General features: G+C 61.4%; 20 protein-coding genes. 3 read left to right on the top strand and 17 right to left on the bottom strand.

Annotated elements, in window-relative coordinates; genetic code table 11:
- Nucleotides 1-12 precede the first annotated feature (12 nt).
- Nucleotides 13-408: a thermonuclease family protein gene (locus M0412_RS24785; RefSeq protein WP_234888144.1), complete on the top strand. Its 396-nt coding sequence runs from the start codon at nucleotides 13-15 to the stop codon at nucleotides 406-408.
- 136 nt (nucleotides 409-544) lie between these two features.
- Here M0412_RS24785 and M0412_RS24780 read toward each other — a convergent pair whose 3' ends face one another.
- The 4 genes from M0412_RS24780 to M0412_RS24765 form a co-directional block, all read right to left on the bottom strand.
- On the bottom strand, nucleotides 545-859 hold the full coding sequence (locus M0412_RS24780; protein ID WP_077768127.1) for a hypothetical protein: 315 nt from the start codon (nucleotides 857-859) through the stop codon (nucleotides 545-547).
- Between the two features lie 282 nt (nucleotides 860-1,141).
- Entirely contained in the window at nucleotides 1,142-3,451 is a 2,310-nt protein-coding gene (locus M0412_RS24775; RefSeq protein ID WP_012475985.1) for a methyl-accepting chemotaxis protein, read from the bottom strand.
- Between the two features lie 138 nt (nucleotides 3,452-3,589).
- A complete protein-coding gene (locus tag M0412_RS24770) occupies nucleotides 3,590-4,489 on the bottom strand; it encodes a substrate-binding domain-containing protein (RefSeq protein ID WP_235675766.1) in 900 nt (299 codons plus the stop codon).
- A 234-nt stretch (nucleotides 4,490-4,723) separates the two neighbouring features.
- The gene (locus M0412_RS24765) at nucleotides 4,724-5,008 is read right to left on the bottom strand and encodes a hypothetical protein (RefSeq protein ID WP_077768129.1); all 285 of its coding nucleotides are present in this window, start codon (nucleotides 5,006-5,008) and stop codon (nucleotides 4,724-4,726) included.
- 407 nt (nucleotides 5,009-5,415) lie between these two features.
- Here M0412_RS24765 and M0412_RS24760 point away from each other — a divergent pair, with 407 nt between their 5' ends.
- Nucleotides 5,416-5,682, top strand: coding sequence for a WGR domain-containing protein (locus tag M0412_RS24760; protein ID WP_306801661.1), 267 nt, complete (start codon nucleotides 5,416-5,418; stop codon nucleotides 5,680-5,682).
- Nucleotides 5,683-5,742: 60 nt separating this feature from the next.
- Here M0412_RS24760 and M0412_RS24755 read toward each other — a convergent pair whose 3' ends face one another.
- The 13 genes from M0412_RS24755 to M0412_RS24695 all read right to left on the bottom strand — a co-directional run bounded on the left by M0412_RS24755 (nucleotide 5,743) and on the right by M0412_RS24695 (nucleotide 15,137).
- Nucleotides 5,743-5,916: a hypothetical protein gene (locus tag M0412_RS24755; protein ID WP_162854302.1), complete on the bottom strand. Its 174-nt coding sequence runs from the start codon at nucleotides 5,914-5,916 to the stop codon at nucleotides 5,743-5,745.
- Between the two features lie 323 nt (nucleotides 5,917-6,239).
- Nucleotides 6,240-6,404, bottom strand: a complete 165-nt coding sequence (locus tag M0412_RS24750) for a hypothetical protein (RefSeq protein WP_162854301.1) — start codon at nucleotides 6,402-6,404, stop codon at nucleotides 6,240-6,242.
- Nucleotides 6,405-6,723: 319 nt separating this feature from the next.
- Entirely contained in the window at nucleotides 6,724-7,032 is a 309-nt protein-coding gene (locus M0412_RS24745) for a DUF736 domain-containing protein (RefSeq protein WP_015084482.1), read from the bottom strand.
- Nucleotides 7,033-7,408: 376 nt separating this feature from the next.
- Entirely contained in the window at nucleotides 7,409-7,861 is a 453-nt protein-coding gene (gene panD, locus M0412_RS24740; RefSeq protein ID WP_077768181.1) for an aspartate 1-decarboxylase, read from the bottom strand.
- A 434-nt stretch (nucleotides 7,862-8,295) separates the two neighbouring features.
- On the bottom strand, nucleotides 8,296-9,225 hold the full coding sequence (locus tag M0412_RS24735; RefSeq protein WP_077768131.1) for an ArdC family protein: 930 nt from the start codon (nucleotides 9,223-9,225) through the stop codon (nucleotides 8,296-8,298).
- Between the two features lie 205 nt (nucleotides 9,226-9,430).
- Nucleotides 9,431-9,835, bottom strand: a complete 405-nt coding sequence (locus tag M0412_RS24730) for a type II toxin-antitoxin system VapC family toxin (protein WP_077768132.1) — start codon at nucleotides 9,833-9,835, stop codon at nucleotides 9,431-9,433.
- Nucleotides 9,835-10,080 carry a type II toxin-antitoxin system VapB family antitoxin gene (locus M0412_RS24725; protein WP_077768133.1) on the bottom strand — a complete coding sequence of 82 codons (246 nt, stop codon included), beginning with the start codon at nucleotides 10,078-10,080 and terminating at the stop codon, nucleotides 9,835-9,837. The genes M0412_RS24730 and M0412_RS24725 overlap by 1 nt, the downstream gene beginning before the upstream one ends.
- A 125-nt stretch (nucleotides 10,081-10,205) precedes the next feature.
- Nucleotides 10,206-10,793 carry a hypothetical protein gene (locus M0412_RS24720; RefSeq protein ID WP_012475981.1) on the bottom strand — a complete coding sequence of 196 codons (588 nt, stop codon included), beginning with the start codon at nucleotides 10,791-10,793 and terminating at the stop codon, nucleotides 10,206-10,208.
- Nucleotides 10,794-11,116: 323 nt separating this feature from the next.
- Nucleotides 11,117-11,581: a hypothetical protein gene (locus tag M0412_RS24715; protein WP_012475980.1), complete on the bottom strand. Its 465-nt coding sequence runs from the start codon at nucleotides 11,579-11,581 to the stop codon at nucleotides 11,117-11,119.
- A 4-nt stretch (nucleotides 11,582-11,585) separates the two neighbouring features.
- Nucleotides 11,586-11,930 carry a hypothetical protein gene (locus M0412_RS24710; protein WP_012475979.1) on the bottom strand — a complete coding sequence of 115 codons (345 nt, stop codon included), beginning with the start codon at nucleotides 11,928-11,930 and terminating at the stop codon, nucleotides 11,586-11,588.
- Nucleotides 11,930-12,817: a hypothetical protein gene (locus tag M0412_RS24705; RefSeq protein WP_012475978.1), complete on the bottom strand. Its 888-nt coding sequence runs from the start codon at nucleotides 12,815-12,817 to the stop codon at nucleotides 11,930-11,932. Before M0412_RS24705 ends, M0412_RS24710 begins: the two co-directional genes overlap by 1 nt.
- Nucleotides 12,814-13,290: a Nif11-like leader peptide family natural product precursor gene (locus M0412_RS24700; protein WP_077768134.1), complete on the bottom strand. Its 477-nt coding sequence runs from the start codon at nucleotides 13,288-13,290 to the stop codon at nucleotides 12,814-12,816. Before M0412_RS24700 ends, M0412_RS24705 begins: the two co-directional genes overlap by 4 nt.
- 95 nt (nucleotides 13,291-13,385) lie before the next feature.
- Nucleotides 13,386-15,137: a ParB/RepB/Spo0J family partition protein gene (locus M0412_RS24695; protein WP_012475976.1), complete on the bottom strand. Its 1,752-nt coding sequence runs from the start codon at nucleotides 15,135-15,137 to the stop codon at nucleotides 13,386-13,388.
- A gap of 351 nt (nucleotides 15,138-15,488) precedes the next feature.
- On the opposite strand from M0412_RS24695, the gene M0412_RS24690 reads away from it, so the two are divergent.
- Complete coding sequence (locus tag M0412_RS24690; protein WP_236771566.1) at nucleotides 15,489-15,662, top strand: hypothetical protein; 174 nt, start codon at nucleotides 15,489-15,491, stop codon at nucleotides 15,660-15,662.
- Nucleotides 15,663-15,795 lie beyond the last annotated feature (133 nt).

Below are 15,795 nucleotides of genomic sequence, written 5' to 3'. Positions count from 1 at the left end.
GGCCATCTCGACATCGCTGCGGCTTTCGTCAAAGCGCCTGCGCAAGACAGCCAATCGGCGTCGTTCGTGATCTGCGGCGACAGCCATCGCACGAACTGCGTCGTCGACGGCGACACCTTCTGGTTCGAGGGCAAGAAAATCCGCATCGCCGACATCGATACGCCCGAACTCAGCCCGCCCCGCTGCGAAGCTGAACGGATCAAAGGTGAAGCGGCAAAGTCGCGACTACTAACGCTGCTCAACGCCGGAAAGTTTTCGCTGTCGGCCGGCTTCCGCGACGAGGACAAGTATGGACGTAAACTTCGAACCGTATCGCGTGCGGGCAATTCTCTGGGCGATGTTTTGATCAAGGAAGGCCTTGCCCGGCCATGGGATGGCGCGCGACATGGCTGGTGCCAGGGGAAATGACAACCATCATCATCGTCCGCTGTCAGGAGAGAGAGATGGGGCTTGGGATCATAGCCGGCTCGGCTGGTCGATCCGGCAGGAACGGCTCAAGCGAAAGGCAAAGACCAGAGGCGGTAAGCCGCCTCTGGTCTGGGCTTCAATCGCCCGGGTCGAAAGGCTCCTTGTCCTCAAGGCCGATGTGCCATCGTTTGTCGGACCACCGGGAGGGGAGGTAGATCTCATCACCACCGAAGTGCGCGATGATGATCTTTCCGGGCTCGTGGAACAAACCGAAATCGACCTTGTTGTCGATGGCCCAAAGCAGCGCCGCAGACAGAAACTCGCGCGAGATATCGGCGGGAAGGTGCACTTCAGCATCGAAACTGCTGCGCAGATGTTCAAGCCCGGTCGGCTGCTGATCCGCAAGTTTCCGCTCTTCGCTAACCGGCTGTGTGATGTGATGCTGTGTCATCAGGGTCTCCTTTTCGTTTTCTGGCGAAAAGTGTCCGCACCGAAGTCCGTGAGGGGTCAGGGACCGCTGAACGCGGCCGCCGTGCGGCGAGCGGAGGAACCGACTTTCTCTGTGCCGCTTGCGGTGCGGGGAAAATTGGAGGGGCCGCGATGTCATTGACGCCGGAACGGCGGGTGCAAGATAGGACGTCAGAGAGAGATAGGACCGCGTCCTGAAAAGGACGCGACCGCTTGCCAGCTCTGATGGCCAAAAGACCTTCAGTCAGTGCACCTTCAGCTCCGCTCAGAACTCTTCCCAGGTCTGCTTGACGGCGGCGTTGCCGGAAAAGGCCTTGGCGACGGCGCCGACGATCCGGCGCGCGGGCGATGCGACCGGCCGGCTGGATGGGCTCGCCTCGGTGAGGGACGCCGGCCGGCGCATGGCTTCGCCAAACTGGAACTGGCTGATCAGGTCGCGAAGCCGTCCTGCTTCACCGGCAAGGGTCGCGCTCGCCGCATTGCTCTCCTCGACCATGGCCGCATTCTGCTGCGTGACCTGATCCATCTGGTTGACGGCGGTATTCACCTCCGCGAGACCGACCGATTGTTCCCGGGCCGATGTCGCGATCGAGTCCATATGCTGGTTGACGGTGACGATGTAGCCCTCGATGGTTTTCAGGGCAGTCCCGGTCTCGCTGACGAGCTTCACGCCATTCTCCACCTCGACGGAGGAGTTGCGGATCAGCTCCTTGATCTCTCTGGCGGCCTTGGCGGAGCGTTGCGCGAGTTCACGCACTTCCTGTGCAACAACCGCGAAGCCTTTGCCGGCCTCGCCGGCACGGGCCGCTTCGACGCCGGCATTGAGCGCAAGTAGATTGGTCTGGAACGCGATTTCGTCGATGACGCCGATGATGTTGGAGACCTGCTTCGACGATTGCTCGATCTTCTCCATGGCGTCGACAGCACTCGCCACCACTTGGCCGGATTGGGAGGCACTGGTATTGGCCTGGGCGGCGATCCTGCGGGCTTCGTCGGCCCGCTTGGAAGAATTGGCGACATTCACGGTGATCTGGTCGAGCGCCGCCGCCGTTTCTTCCAGCGACGCGGCCTGCTGCTCGGTGCGCTTGGAGAGATCATCGGCGCTGATGCTAACCTCGCGGCTGCCGCTATCGATGGCGTTGGCCGCGTCGGCGACGGAGCGCAGCGTCTCGGCAAGCTGGCCGGCCGCGCCATTGAAATCGGCGCGCAGCGTCTCGAATTCATCCGCGAAGGGCTCGGAGAGACGGAACGTCAAATCACCCGCAGAAAGGTGCTTGAGCCCTTTGCCGAGACCTTGGGTGGCTTGGGCCATGGCTTCTGCCCGGAGGCGATCGCTTTCAGCCTTACGGCGACGATCGTCTTCCGTCAGGTTTCGCTGTTCTTCCGCTTCCTGCTCGAGGCGAATATTGGCGACCGCATTGGCGCGGAACACTTCGACAGCGCCGGCCATGTCCGTTATCTCGTCGCGACCGGACATGGGAACCTGAGTGGAATGATCACCGGAGGCGATACGGCCCATGACCGTCGCAAGCCTGATCAGCCGCCGCGTCACGAAACGCCGGACGTAGAACAGGGCGGCAAGCGCGGCTGCAATCACCAGAAAGCTCGTTGCCGCATTGACGGCGACAGTCTGCTGGGTCATCCCCCGAGACAATTCCGCAGCATTTCGGGCGGCCTGCTTTTCCTTCGCCGCGATCAATTTGACGTCGACGCCAAGGATGATGGAGGTCACCGTCAGATCATTCAGCATATCTGCGATCTGACCGTTGACCTTGGCCTGGGCGGATCGAAGCGCAAACAGGCCTTCAGGACCTCCACCCTCATTCTGGAGAGCCGTGACAAGCTGTTGCATCGCAGCACTACCGCCTGAAGCTTTCAGCCGCGCGAGGATGCTGTCAATCTCCTTGCCAGTCGCATCATATTGATCCTTGACTGCGGCCAGTTCGGTGTCTGACGCATCCGGTATCGCCGATATCAGTGTCGATATCTCGGCGGCCGCCATCTGGAGATCGGTCAGGGCACGCGATCGCTCGATACTGCTGTCCACCGCTCCGACCTGCGCGTTGCGGAGCATTGACGCCAGGGACTTGTAACGGGACAGAGCGCGAGCCACGCCCTCCTGCATGCGGAATTTCGCCTTGATCCGGTCGGAAGATATGGCTGTCAGCTGATTGAGCTTTGGTTCGAGGCTTTGGCTCGTCTTCTCGACCGAATCGAGCAGTTCCGGCGCCACGCCAAGGTCGCGCAAAGCCGTCAGTCGACCGCTTTGACCGGCGAGGATGGCTTCCAGGCGCTTCGAACTTGCGTCGAGCGAAGCGAGATCCGGCTCATAGACGAGATTGGGCGCCTCTGCGAGAAGGATGGCGCTTTCTTGCGCGAAGGCGAGGGATTCGGTGACGGTTGGGAGGGTTCGATCGCCGAGTTCCTTGACGATGCCGGAACTTTTCATCGAATACCAGGACGAGGAGGCGCCGGCGATGGCGGCGAGGGCAGCAATGCCGACAAATGCCGCCGTCAAGCGTCCGGCGATCCCGAAATTACGTCGGTCGTTGGATTTCGCTGTTGCTGGTGTCATCGAAGACGGCTCCTTGGATTCGGGGCGACAGTGGGCGCTTTGATCACGCCACGCTCGCTGGGGTGGTTCGAATAGTTTCGTGATGACATCGACTTCTGACGTTCATCGAGCCGCGGTAACGCGGGGCAGGCATTTGTCTTACTTGCCGTACAGGGCCTTAAGATCGGTGTCGGTCAGGCTGCTTGGCATCCAGAACTTCTCCGACAGGTCAGCGCGGTAATTCGCCTTTGCCTTCTGGATGTCCCAGCCGTCGGGCTCATAGACATAGCGTTTGTGAATGGCTTTGCCATCGAGCAGCGCGACGGCAGCGCGAACAGCTGCGGCCCCTTGTTCCGGCCCGTATTCGGTGGCGATGGCATCAACCCCGCTGTCGATCCATTTCTGGAGAAATCCGTTGTTCACCTCACCGGTGATCGGCGGAACCTTCGCGCCATATTGCTGGAAGACATCCATGCAGGCGCGGCTCATGTCGGCGCCCGATGACCAGATGCCGTCGACCTTCGGGTTTTCGAGATAGAAGGTCTCGCAAACCTTGTGGCCGTAATCATACGACCAGAGACCGGCATCTTCGGCCACGATCTTGATATCGGTGCCCTTGATGGCTTCGAGCAGGCCCTTGTAGCGGTTGATGTCTTCGGGATGAGTCGGCAGTCCGCGCAGGACCCAGATATTGCCCTTGCCTCCGAGTTCCTTGACCAGGAACTCTCCCGAGACCTTTCCGAAGTTCTCGCCGCCGCCTTGAATATCGACGGTGAATTTGTCGGTTTTGGTAAGGCCCGTATGGACGATGACGGGAATGCCGGCATTGACCGCTTTTTCGATACCAGCATCTGCGGAGGTCGGAGAGACCGGTGTCACGATGATGGCATCGACCTTCTGGGCGATCAGCTCATCGATATCGGCGATCTGCTTGGCCTGGCTGAGATTGGCGTCGAGCAGCACGAACTGAGAAATGCGCGGATCACTCTTGGCAGCGGCTTGCGATTCAGCGGCCATTTGGGCAGCCCATGTGTTGGCGTTGACGCCAAAGTGGCTCATCCCGATTTTCCAGGGGCTCGCCTTCTTGAATTTTTCTGCGGGTATTGTGTCCTTGTCACCAGGGCGGGCTACCACCCCGTTCATCAAGTCTATGTCTTGCGCTCTTGCGCTGTGGCCAAGGAGGAGTGCTGCTCCCAAGAGGAGAGCATATTGTTTTTGTTTTGCGAACCCAAGCACGGTCTGTCCCCTCACGTATGGCCACGATGGCGACGATCGTCACCCACTCGAAAAACTTCAGTCATCGGATGCATATCGGATAGTGCTGCCGCGATAGTCGCCAGCTGCGGAACCGTCGCCCGCTTCGCGACTGGCTACCTGCGCCGTTCCTCCGCTCCGGCCTTTGATCTCGGCTTGGTAGGCGAGAATTGCCTTCTGCGTACGTTCAGCTTGCCGCAGGACGCCAAGCAGGCTCTCCGTCGCCTTGAGAAAGCGGCCGCCTTCTTCTTCCATCTGGTCGATCAGTGCACGTTGTTCGGTGCTGAGGCTGCGCTCCAAGGGGAAGTCGATAATTTCTGCCATGTCTCTGACTTTCTCTCATTGCGCTGCAGTGCCTGATCCGCAGGTGCTTTGCCTAGTTGAACCTGATTGCAATAATAATTATTCAGAGAGAATGAAAATTAAATTAAAGTTTGAATGAAGTCGTCGGATCCACTCTCGGATGACTTGCACGGCCATGTCCGGAGCGCTCGGGATACTGCAACTGATCGCGCGAGGTTGGCCCTGTGCCATCCGCGAGAGGATCGTCACGCGAATGCGCGGAGACCGACTGGGCTCCGGGAGCCACAGCGACTAGAGCCGTGCGGCTGCGCCGACTCGCCCAGACAATCGCTCAGGTTTTGAGAAACATCACCGCAATGAATCGGTTGGCCTCGAACGATTCAAAACTGTCGTTGGACGCTCGGGCACGGATCGGCGACTCTGCGAACATGGTCACGCAACCTTACCAGCTCTACATCGAGCGAACCGACACGGCGAAGAACATGGCCCGCTTTTACGCCATGCAGATTTCCATATCGCTTTTCGGGGAAACCTGCCTGACGCGACGCTGGGGGCGGATCGGGACCTCTGGACAAATGATGGTGCACCATTTCGGGCGGGAGGAAGAAGCGGTCAGACTGTTCCTCGACCTGACGCGGCAGAAGCGAGCTCGCGGCTATCGACCGAGGACTTTTGCCCAGCGTCCTCTCAGCTGACCAACGATGACGCCCGAGCCGGAACGAAGGAAAAGGGCCGCCGAGGGCGGCCATGGCGCGTCATTCGCGCCTATTCCAGTCGGTCTCGAAGTTGAGCTCGATCTCGACGAAGAACGGAATCTTGATCGCGAGCTTCAGCCCGAGCTTTCCCTTGCGGAAGAAGTGACAGATCACTCTCCCGAGATTACCGAGCCGGCGGCCGGTGGCTGCAAGGAACTTTGCGAGTTGTTGCATGGTAGGTTCTCCTTTCGAATTGCTGATATCGCGGGGATCGAAAGCAGACCTCGGAGGAGGGCCGCACCGGAACGGTCGAAGCGCGAGCGGAGAACCTGGAGCCGCCTGAATTTTGACTGGGCGAGGAGCCGCATGCGGTGGGGAAAATTCTGGTGGCGCAAGGTTGCGGCGTGACGCGAGGACTGCAACATCCCCTGACGTAGATGACAGCTGTGTCGAAAGGAGAGATGCGATGGCGCGGTTGTTCCTCGGGCGGAAAGCGCTGGAATCGGAGACGGTGATCGCCGACGAAGCTCGGCTCTGAAATGAGAAGAGAAGCCGCCTCAGAAGGGCGGCTCGGCCTTGATGGTGCCGACCTGCTCGGCCAGTTGCACGGCGAGCTCGGCCCGTGCAAGTTCAAGCTCGCCCTCGATCTGGCGGCGCTCGGCCGCGTCGCATGCGTTGTTCAGCTCGGCCCGCAGTTCTTCGATGTGCTGTTCGATCGTCATGATCTCATCTCCTTGAGTTCGTGAAAGACGAGCTCGCAGGGCGGGACGGGATGGCGGGGTCAGGGATCGCGATAGCGACCGCCGGAGGCGGCGAGTGGGGGAGCCGAATTTCTGGATCGGGCCGCAGGACCGGGCCTGAAATTTGGGGGTTAACCGCTCGTCCTTGATGCCGTCGGCCCGGCCCGGCACCATCAGGAAATCTGAGCGGCTATCCCCGTTTCCGCATGGCACCAAAAAGCCGGAACCTGGCTCGATGCCTGGTGCCGGCTTCTCACTTTGGCGGGAGAGGCTCCGCCGGATCGGCGGAGCCTCGAGAACCTCAGTCGCGGTTGGGGCGTGACCAGATCAGCTGCAGGCCATCTTCGCCTTCGACTTCGGCCAGCGTTGCGTAGATCGGGGCGGGGAAGCTCGGGTCGTCGAGCTTGACCGAGAGATAGTCGCGGCCCTGCTCGGAGGTCTTCTGCCAGGCGGCGCCGAGCTCGACGTTGCCGGCGTAGATGCGGAAGTGCGGCCCCTTGTCGGAGGGGTTTTCGACGCGGGCGATGCGGGCCTTGACGTTGAGGGCGAGGGTGCGGATCGAGCCGGAGAAGCCGTTTTCGGTGGAGGTGAAGGTGCCGATGGTAGCCATTGTCCAAGTTCCTTTTGCTGTTTCGGGCCGCTCCATTGCGGCCTCGATGGCTGTCGCAAGGACCGGGGACGATCGGACCGCACCCAGAGGGCCGAAATGAAATGGAGGGCGGCCGGGAGCAACTTTGTTGTCGCGCGAGGAATGGCGACGAAGTCGGCAGGGGAAGAAAGTTTCGAATGGCCGTTGCGGGAGGACGATCGAGGCGACGCCGCTCTCCGGTCAGACATGCCTCATCGAGCCCGCAAATGGAGCGCCGCTAACGTCAGGTAAAGGGACGGGACAATGGCTCCCCTGAAGGGCAACGGCAATAGGCGAAAACGGTGTCGTGGCAATCCACATCGGCAAACGTCCAGGGACGCCGTCCGACTGCATCAGGCTATCCGGAAATGGAGGCCGGAAATCCGTAGCTGTTGTCGGGCAGCTCGGAGCTCACGGCCATGTCGAGAGAATTGTCTGCACGGCGAAAGACCTCGTAGGTGATCCTGTCGACGATTTCATTGTTTTCTCCGAAGACCAGCACGCGTGGCTTGAGCTTGATGATGTCATCGATTTCGCAAAAGACGCTGGACGCGATGATAATCTCATCGCCTTGCTGGCACGTGCGAGCGGCCGCACCGTTAAGAATGCAGCACCTGGAGCCCGGATCACCGTAGAGCACGTAAGTGCTGATCCTTGCTCCGGACATCTTGTTCCAGATTTCCACATATTCCAGCGGTTTCAGACCGACCTCCCGGCAGAAGTCCGCATCGATCGTGATCGAGCCGTGGTAGTTCAGCTTTGCGTCGGTCACTCGAATGCCATGCAGCTTCGCGCCCACGTATTTTTCCACAGCCTGCCCCTTCCAGTTGATATCCTCGCATCCTATATTTGTGCGACGCAGCATTCCGCAACAACCCATGTGGCGAAGTGTTTTCCTTACAAACAACCTGGACAGGCGGGGGAGGGTGGGAATCCTTTTGTCGCGAATGGCGACGGCATGCCGTCGAAACCGTCGGTATGAAACTTGGAATGACAGCCTGTTGTGTTCGGTGGCGTGCGCGATATCGTTCAGGCGCGATTCGTCGCCCAGGAGGATTTATGCGTCAGCAGACAAAACCGTTCATCGTCGAGAGGAAGCCGTCTCGCAAACCCAAGTCCGATGCCACGAAGTCATCGATCTGGGGCACGTTGGACCTCACCCTGAACCAGCATCCGCAAACCGAACCAGAGCCAATCAGAGAGACGGCCGTCGGTACTGGCGACCGTCCCTGATTCAAAGCACGCCTATGCCGCCGCCTTGTCGGCACCTTCCGCGGACGGCTGCAGACCGTGAAGATAGCTGACTGCACGCTGCGCATGCGCTGCCGCCTGAAAGATCGCCCACTTGTCATTTGAGAGAACGGTGAGCCACGACTGAAGGTAAGAGGCGTGATCCGGTCGCGGCTCCAGCTCTGGAGCAATCCCGAGGTCCGCGCAGAGAAAGCAGCTGCCGAGTTCGGCAATCAATTCCTCGCGGGCGCGCTCCGTCCGGTCCTTCGCGTAGCGCGACAGATCGCGATCAAGACGATCTTTGGCTCCAACCCAATGAATTTCCTCATGTCCAAGGGTCGCGTAGTAGGACTCCACATCCCGGAAGGTCTCGAACGGCGGCATCTGGATGTGGTCGGTCACCGGCGAATAATATGCCTGCGATCCGCCATGCCGGATGACGGCGCCAGTGTCGCGGAAGAAGCGATCGGCAATCTCGATCCGCTCAATCGGATCGAGGACCGGTGTCGGCCGATGGTAATAGTGGTCCGGCAGACCGTCGATCTGGTCAACGTTGAAGACGAAGTACGCCTTCAGAAAGGGAATTTCCCGATCGACATCGTTGCCGTTGCGGTCGGTCTCCGACTTCGTGAAGCGGCTCGCGAACACGACGGTCGAGCCGGTCTCGCCCTTCCGCACGGCCGATCCCAGTTCAAGCGCCTGCTTGAATGTCATCCACATCGGCGAGGAATATCCACGGGCCAGGCCCTCCGACCAAAGCAGCAGCACATTCATGCCGGAATAGGGCTGACCGTTGTGGCGAAGCGGCCGGGTGATACGACCGTTCGTGTTCGCGGCGTTCCATGGCTTCATCCATGGGCGAACTCCTTTCTCCAGATCCTCGATGATCTTGTCAGTGATCCGCGTGTAGATGTCGGCCCGCTGGCCTTCGTCCTTCCTGCTCATTTCAAACCTCCAATTCAAGGAGGTCGCGCCGATCGCGACCCCGTCACGGCGGTCCAAAGTGCGGAGCGGAAAGGGGTGAGGGCACCGAAAGGCCGGAACGGACGTGGAGGACGGCGAAGCCGTTGCCCGAACGCCTCGCTCCGCCAGGACCAAAAGCCGGACGGGTTCGCGACGGGCCGATCTCGGCGTCACTGCTTCAGGAGATTCAAGGAATTGTTTCGAGGTCGGTCGACCTGAACTCATCCGCAGTGGCGAGGATCGGCACGCCATGGAATTTGGCACAGGCATAATGCAGGCAATCGCCGAGGTTCAGGCCATGGCGGCCGCTGCGATAGCGGTGAGCAGCGACAAGGGCGAGCCTCGTCGTCTCGGATGCGGGCGGAAGATCGCGAATCTCGATTTCCCGCGCTTCGAGGAATTCCATCACGATCGTTTCGACCGCGGGCACTGGAAGATTGAACTTGTCGGGCCGTGCAAGGCCGAGGACTGTTTCGAGAATGGCGACCGGAGATGTGAAGGGATGTCTGGCAGAAGCAACGGCGTCGGAGACGCGCGCCGCTTCCGGCTCATCAGAGAGAAGCGCGATGATGGCGCAGGCATCGACGAACATCAGGCGTCATCCCACATTTCGTCGAAGGCTTCAGGAGGAAGAGGCTTGCGGACGTCGTCGCTCATCGCGACCCCATGCTTTTCCCGCAGCCGCGCAGCAGTCTGCAGTGGCGTCTCCGCGCGATTGCGACGCTCGATCGCCTCCCGCATGGCAATGACGATGGCGTCGGTAATGCCGACGCCGGCCATTTCGGCGAACTTGCGCGTCAGCGCGTCCGCTTCCGGATTGTTGACGTTGATCGGCATGGGTCGTCTCCATGTAGATAAATCTCGAAAATAATGTAGATCATCGGGCGACCTTTTCCAAGGCCGTAGGCACGCTTGCTTCCCGACATGGAAAAAGGCGGGGCCGGAGCCCCGCCCGAAAGCGCTCAGTCGAAGGCCGACATCTGTGCTTCGGCCGCCTTGCGATCAAGAGAGTGACCTGGGTTTTCGACGGGCCGATCGAAGGGTTTCCAGGCCTCACCGACGATTTGCTTGTAGGCTGCAACGGCGCCCTCCGCGGCCACCCGAAGCGCATGAGCCTGCACGCCCATGTCGGCGGCAAACTCGCGTCTGCGCTGGGCAGCACTGTCGTAGCCGACAGGGCCGTCGAGGTCCTCGTCGCGGGCGTCGTTGGCAGCCTTGGCCGTGGCATCGCGTGCCTCGGTGACGGCGCGGCTATAGAATTGGCCTGCGCCGTGCGCCGAGCCGACGAAGGCGCCGACGATCCGCTGCAGATGGATCTGCATGGCCTTTTCGCCGAGACCATCGCTCAGAGCATCGGCCGTCTCGGAGATCAGACGCTCATGGAGATCGCGGATTCCGTCGCTGTCGACGATCGCGGTTCCGAAGCTCTCGGCGATCTTCAGCGCCTGGGCACTGTCGGGGCATGTGAGCCGGACCATTTCGACGGTTGCGCCTTTGCGCAGAGCCACGACGCGAGCGGATTGACGAGGGGAGGTAGCGGGCTTTGCCATGATTTCTTCCTTTCAACCTCGAAGCGGCTCCGGCCCCGTGCCGATTTGCCCTTCGGTGCGGTCGCCCCGAACCGGCGGAAGACGGGCGCTTCAAGGTCCGGAGACGACAGGCTGAGCGGAGCCGGTTTGCGGGCAAGCGGGGCATCCTGCCCTGCGAGGCCCGCAAGCCTGCTCCGTGAGGGACGGCGCCTCCGGCCGCCGGGCGGCGCGGATAGCGGCCTTGAAGCGAACGGCCGCTGGTTCAGACCGCAGCAAAACCGAAGGGCAAATCGGCACGGGGTCTGGTCCAACCAGGTACTGAAAGGAAGATGGCTGCCGGGACGCTATACGTCGTCACTTCCCGAACTCGCCGCACGCTCAATTGGCGCGATGATGGTCTCGGCCGAGGGTTTCGGCTTGGGCAGCCGATAATATTGCAGCCAGCTCGGACCGTGCGTGTTTCGAAGACCGCGGAGTGTCCCGCCATCGTCATAGGGCGCGCCACCCATCCAGACGTTGTTCAGGATGCTCTTCCAGCGACGCCCGTGTCTTGCGGCATAGGCCTGGAGCGCGGCTTCCTGTTCACCGCTCAAAGGAGGAAGTCTTTCGCGCTTCGGAACAGCGCGCTGCTTACTCGAGGCAACGTCAGCCTGTTCCTCCCTCGCGGCGATCATTCGTTTAAGCTCCGCAACGCCCGCGTCGAGGCACGCCTTTCCGTTGAGGTGGTGGAACTGCTGCCAGAACGCGGTGCGTTCCGCGGACGATGGCCCAATGCCGGCGCTCCGTTCGAGGTCTCCGATCGTACCCATGTCGCTAGACCTCCGCTCGTGGCTGAGCCGCGTCGCCAACGGGTTCGAACCGTTTGCGAAAGGCGGCTATCGCTGCATCCTGCCGAGCCAACTTTCGTGTCAGCGCGTCAACTTCCGGCTGACGCTCCGCTGTCAGGGCGGCGAGATTGTTGCGATAACGTTCGAGGAAGAAGCCCGTATCCGGCGCCTTTCCGCGCCGATATCCGGTTTGCCGGCGCGCGAGCTGTGGCAGGATCGATGTTATCCGGCGCAAGACCTGGCGATCGATCAGTTCGAGCTGGCGCTGCGTCTGCCGCCGCGCTTCTTCCATACGCGCCAGTTGCGCATGGTGGATTGGCATTGCAGCCATCACGCATCCCTCCCTTGCCACCCCACAAAACTGGAAGGACCGTCACAGGGATTATGACGGTCAGGATCGATGACGAAACCGAAGCGGTCGCGCGCGGCATACTCGGCGCGGGGCACGAGAAAGCGCATCTCCTCCACCCGCCCATCGCGCCGGCCGCCTCGCGTGGCGATGACCTCCGTCATGTCGGCATGGCGGCTGGAAAAGATCGCGGAGATCACGATCCAGTCGCCGGCATGCTTGCGCTCGAAGGCTTCCCGGTCCTTTGTCCAGGATTGGCCGGGCTGGAGTTCGCGGCCGTGGATCGCCTCCCAGGCGGACGGCCAGCTATTGCGGATCGTCTCATCGGCACATTTGCGCTCGTAGGACGTGAAGAGATCTGGGAAGGTGAGGGCGACAATCGCCCATTCTGCGTCCTCCTCGTACCAGGGCAAGGACTTTCGCAGCATCGGAAGGACGCGGGCATTCCGTTCGGCCGACAGATGAAACCCGCCATGACCGGCGGTCATATGGGAGACGATCCCCTCGGCGTAGATCGTCGCGAGCTGCGACAGACCCCATGGCGTAGTCGCTGCCATGCGGCTCTGGATCCGCCCGAGCGCGGATAGTTCATGGCTGTGCCGCGCGGTCTCGAACACGCGCGCGCGGAACGCTGTCTCATCTTCGAGGCGCCCTTCGTGACCGTGGAAATCCTCCCGCGTCAGCTCTGACAGCGGGCGAGTGAGGCGCCAGGCGCTCGCGAGGAAGCTGGCGCCATCGCGCGCCGGCACCATTGCCAGGAAGGTATCGGCGATCCGGGCGACCGGAAAGCCGTCCGCGCTGACGCCGAATTTCACCGCGGAGTCGTCGGCGGTAGGAACCCTGTCGTGTTGAAGATCGGGCGTGCTCATGCGGCAACCCTCCCTTCGACATGAGCCGCCGCGACCTCGTCGGCGGTCACCTCTTCGAGGATGGCATTCGGGTATCCATGCTCTTTCAGCCAGGCCACCGCCGCCTCGTGATTGCCGGCGAGATGGACAAGCTCCGCGTTCGCACCGGCGCGATCGAAGAGGCGGATAGAACCGAGTGCGGGGCGTTCGAGAACCTTGAAGGCGAGATCGGAATCGAGACCGAAGGTTCGGTGAATGCGCATGACGACGGTATTCTTTCCGCCGAAATCAGCCTCATGCAGCGTGAAATGCCCGGGCGAGGCGTAATTTCCGGATTGGCGCGGACCCTCCTTGCGGATCAGGCGGCCTTTGCTGTTGCGGGTTTGCCAGGCCGCCAGCTTCTTCTTGAAACGCTCGGGCGGCCGAGGGCTGCCGTCGGACCAGGCGACGATGGAGCCGATCGGGGCGAGGTCGTAGATCAGGGACGCAGACATAAGACATCTCCTTGGAATTCTGCGGTTCATGGAAACGAAGCCGCCGCCGGTGATGGCCGGCGGCGGTTGTCGATCGGATGAGAAGGGAAGGGAGGCTATTCGGCCGCAATGCCGTAGGCGGTTTCGTCCTCGTCAGGAGCCCCGTCGTCGGCCTCCGGATCGGGGGCGTCAAGTTCGGCGGCCTCGCCGGCGGCGCTGTCGTCCGCGAGTTCGCCAAGACCATCGCTCGTTTCTTCAGTGGTGACGCTGTCCTCCTCTTCGACGATCTCGCCTTTCTTGATCAGGTCGGCAAGTTCCTTCGGATCGGGCGCGAACAGGGCTGCCGGGTGGACGAAGTGCCCTTCCTTGAAGTGCTCGACGAGTGCTGCGCGGGTCTCGCGGACCTTCGGGCGCGGCAGAACCGGGGTGTCCTTGCACGACGCCTCAAGCGCCGCCCGCGACAGGCAAAGCAGGAAATCTTCGGTGCCCATGTTCGGGAGATATCCATCGGCGCCGATGGCCTCGCCGGCGATACGTGACACGATCCCGCTGTTCGACATGCCGCGGCGGCAAGAGAGCACATCGACCAGCATCGAGCGGGCGGCAACCCGCAACGTGTCGATCTCGAAGGACAGCTTACCGTCAGAGTCGAGCAACCGAACCGCATGGCGAGCGAACCGCTTCGTGCCGAAGACGGTGTCGTTTGCCCCGGAGTCGACCCGTACATTCAAGCCGGCGAAGGCGAGCACGAGGAGCGCCGTCAGCGTGTCGTCCTCGATCGGCGCGCGAGCGAGCGCTTCGTGCAGCGCGTCGGTCCTGAGGTCACCGATCATGTCGTGGCCCTTTTGCGTGACATCCGGACGCTGTTTCGGCGCGTCGATCACATCGTCGCCAGCGGTGGCACCACCTCCAACGACCGCTCTCTTGCCCGCCGTCTTCTTCTCCTCCGGCATCCGGTAATGCACGGTCTGAACCTTGCCGTTCCGATCCAGGTACATTGCGGTGTGGTCGCCCTTGCCTGGCTTGCCATAAACGCGGCTGGCCTTCTGCGGCAGCTTTACGTCACCCCATTGCGTGACCTCGGCGATCACGCCCTTCTTCGGCAGATTGTTGGTCATCCACTCCTGCTGGGCGCCGAGATAGGCTTCGACGTTGGTGGTGTAGCGGCTGTCCTCATCGGCAGGGGCAAACAGATCCTCGATCCATTCGATGCCATAGGCTTCCCTGAGATCGTCGCCGAAGCTCGCATCCTTTGCGTACATGCGGGTCTTGCTCAGCGCGTTGGCGATCTGGAACCACGTGGCAGGCTGGCCCTTCTTCGGCTTCTGCGCCTTCCAGACTTCCTTCTGCTCATCGAGGTGTGCCGCCGCGATCGTTCGAAGCTGCTGCTCGTTCGGCATGTCGCCGAGCGCCATTTGGTCGAGCATCGCCGGAAAGACATTGGCGAGCAGCCGCAACTTGCGAATCTGCCGGACGGGGAGGGCAAGTGCGACCGCAATCGCTTCCTCGGTCCAGTCGAGTGCGATCAGGCGTTCGATGCCGCGCCACTGGTCGACGGGGTTGAGCGGCTCCCTGGCGATGTTCTCGACCATGGACCGCATGGCGCCATTATCGTTAGCGGCTTCGACCACGAGAACCTCGATTTCCTCAAGGCCCGCGGCGATCGCCATGCGGGTCCGCCGATGGCCGGCTTCGATGACGTAGCCGTTTCCGCCATCGCTTTGCGGAAAGATGACGGGCGGCTGGATGATGCCGACGGCTTTGATGGTCGCGAGCAGCAGCGCATCAGCCTGCGGGGTGGATTTCGACTGACGAGTATTGTCCGGGTTGTCCTTCAACGAGCGCGGATCGACCTTCATGATGTGCATGGGATTTTCCTCTTCCGAGATGCGGGACACGGCTCGCTTGCCGGTCCTTCCTGTCTTCGTTTCTTTCGAAGACACCTCCCGGACCGCGGGGCGGGCGGCCCGGCGCAACTGCGGCCGAGCGTCCCTGCTGCGATGTCCGAGCGGGGCTAACAGCCCTGCGCGGGACGAGTGGCCGGGATGCGCAGGCGGCGGTTGAGCGCAAGCGGCGACTGGAAGACCGATCTGCGACCGGTTTCTTTTCCCTCTTCCTTCTTTTTGTCCTCCCTCCTTCCGGAAACTGCCGCTCACACTTTTGATAGTTCACAGCAACCGGAAACGCGCCTTAGGCTGTCGCAGCTCAAGGAGGTTTCGATGCACGATACAAAAGAGATATTTGCCTATCAGGTCGTTCCGGGAACAGACGAGATCCTTGCGTTCACCGAGACTTTGGGGCTCGCCTGGCAGGAGGCCTCCCGACATTTCGAGGGGCTGAAGGCCATGGACGAGAATGTCGAAGCGGGGTTGCGATCTACAAAGTCGGTTTGAAGAATCCGAGCCTCTCCGACTTCGTGACCGTCCTGAACGACCCGGAGGATATGAGCGGGCGGCTGATCGAAAAGATGGAGCGCGTCGAGGTGATTACCTGAGCGGGGGAAAACCGCGACGAGGATGACCGTCG

Source organism: Agrobacterium sp. O3.4 (assembly GCF_041414895.1).
In the GTDB taxonomy this organism is placed as follows: Bacteria; Pseudomonadota; Alphaproteobacteria; order Rhizobiales; family Rhizobiaceae; genus Agrobacterium; species Agrobacterium cucumeris.
This window is presented reverse-complemented; position numbering and strand designations above follow the sequence as displayed.

Excerpts from the sequence above, each read along its gene's own strand:
- M0412_RS24780 (WP_077768127.1), bottom strand. The coding sequence starts at position 859 with ATGACACAGCATCACATCACACAGCCGGTTAGCGAAGAGCGGAAACTT.
- M0412_RS24775 (WP_012475985.1), bottom strand. The coding sequence starts at position 3,451 with ATGACACCAGCAACAGCGAAATCCAACGACCGACGTAATTTCGGGATC.
- M0412_RS24770 (WP_235675766.1), bottom strand. The coding sequence starts at position 4,489 with ATGAGCCACTTTGGCGTCAACGCCAACACATGGGCTGCCCAAATGGCC.
- M0412_RS24765 (WP_077768129.1), bottom strand. The coding sequence starts at position 5,008 with ATGGCAGAAATTATCGACTTCCCCTTGGAGCGCAGCCTCAGCACCGAA.
- M0412_RS24760 (WP_306801661.1), top strand. The coding sequence starts at position 5,416 with ATGGTCACGCAACCTTACCAGCTCTACATCGAGCGAACCGACACGGCG.
- M0412_RS24755 (WP_162854302.1), bottom strand. The coding sequence starts at position 5,916 with ATGCAACAACTCGCAAAGTTCCTTGCAGCCACCGGCCGCCGGCTCGGT.
- M0412_RS24750 (WP_162854301.1), bottom strand. The coding sequence starts at position 6,404 with ATGACGATCGAACAGCACATCGAAGAACTGCGGGCCGAGCTGAACAAC.
- M0412_RS24745 (WP_015084482.1), bottom strand. The coding sequence starts at position 7,032 with ATGGCTACCATCGGCACCTTCACCTCCACCGAAAACGGCTTCTCCGGC.
- M0412_RS24735 (WP_077768131.1), bottom strand. The coding sequence starts at position 9,225 with ATGAGCAGGAAGGACGAAGGCCAGCGGGCCGACATCTACACGCGGATC.
- M0412_RS24730 (WP_077768132.1), bottom strand. The coding sequence starts at position 9,835 with ATGTTCGTCGATGCCTGCGCCATCATCGCGCTTCTCTCTGATGAGCCG.
- M0412_RS24725 (WP_077768133.1), bottom strand. The coding sequence starts at position 10,080 with ATGCCGATCAACGTCAACAATCCGGAAGCGGACGCGCTGACGCGCAAG.
- M0412_RS24720 (WP_012475981.1), bottom strand. The coding sequence starts at position 10,793 with ATGGCAAAGCCCGCTACCTCCCCTCGTCAATCCGCTCGCGTCGTGGCT.
- M0412_RS24715 (WP_012475980.1), bottom strand. The coding sequence starts at position 11,581 with ATGGGTACGATCGGAGACCTCGAACGGAGCGCCGGCATTGGGCCATCG.
- M0412_RS24710 (WP_012475979.1), bottom strand. The coding sequence starts at position 11,930 with ATGGCTGCAATGCCAATCCACCATGCGCAACTGGCGCGTATGGAAGAA.
- M0412_RS24705 (WP_012475978.1), bottom strand. The coding sequence starts at position 12,817 with ATGAGCACGCCCGATCTTCAACACGACAGGGTTCCTACCGCCGACGAC.
- M0412_RS24700 (WP_077768134.1), bottom strand. The coding sequence starts at position 13,290 with ATGTCTGCGTCCCTGATCTACGACCTCGCCCCGATCGGCTCCATCGTC.
- M0412_RS24695 (WP_012475976.1), bottom strand. The coding sequence starts at position 15,137 with ATGCACATCATGAAGGTCGATCCGCGCTCGTTGAAGGACAACCCGGAC.
- M0412_RS24690 (WP_236771566.1), top strand. The coding sequence starts at position 15,489 with ATGCACGATACAAAAGAGATATTTGCCTATCAGGTCGTTCCGGGAACA.